The following is a 902-nucleotide window of genomic DNA, read 5'->3' on the forward strand; positions in this document are numbered from 1 at the left end:
GCGCCGAGCAGTCGGACACCGCGCTGGCGCGGTGGCTGCCCGCGGCGCCACCGGGCGGGCCGGGTGGCTGGTTGTCCAGGATTCGGGCCGACCCCGGCCGGGCCGGTGTGCTCGCCCTCGGCGGTGTCGGCGCGGTGGCGGTCCTGATCACGGTGCTCACGCTGGTCGGCGACCGCTCGCCGGCCGTGGTGTCGGCCAAACTTCCACCTGTGGAACCGGTTTCGTCGGCCGCTGCGATCCCGGAGCCGCCCGCGGCGCCGGTGGTGGTCAGTGTCGTCGGGCTGGTCCGCACACCCGGGTTGGTCACCCTGGAACCCGGAGCGCGGATCGCCGATGCGCTCGACGCCGCCGGCGGTGTGCTCGACGGCGCCGACCTGGTCGGCCTGAACATGGCCAGGCGGCTGGCCGACGGCGAACAGATCGTGGTCGGTATCGAGCCGCCGCCCGGTCAGCCGGTCGAGATGGGCAGCTCGGTGGTCTCGGATTCGGCGGCTCCCGCGCCGGCCGCCGCCGGTCCCGGTGCCGCCGGCGGCACCGCAGGTCTGGTCGACCTGAACACCGCCACGGTCGAACAACTCGACACCCTGCCCGGCGTCGGTCCGGTGACCGCCGCGGCGATCGTGTCGTGGCGGGAGAGCAGTGGCGGCTTCGCGAGCGTCGACCAGCTCGCCGAGGTGGACGGAATCGGGCCGGTGCGGCTGGCCAAACTCCGCGACCTCGTGCAGGTGGGATGACCGCGCTCGACCTCAGACTGGTTCCGGCCGCGCTGACCAGTTGGGCGGTGACGGCGTCGGGCATCGTGTGGGCGCAGGCCGGGGGCTGGCTCGCGGCCGCGGCATCGGTGGCGGTCACTGTGGCGGCCGGTTGGTGGGCCGGCCGGCACCGACAGGGTGGTCCCGACC

General features: G+C 74.9%; 1 protein-coding gene. It reads left to right on the forward strand.

Annotation, left to right across the window (positions count from 1 at the left end; genetic code table 11):
- Window positions 1-734, forward strand: a 734-nt coding sequence (locus ACXAID_RS28250) for a ComEA family DNA-binding protein (RefSeq protein WP_475025455.1), incomplete at its 5' end; no start/stop codon positions are given.
- Window positions 735-902: the final 168 nt, after the last annotated feature.

The organism is Mycobacterium sp. ABE4_509, from assembly GCF_056160785.1.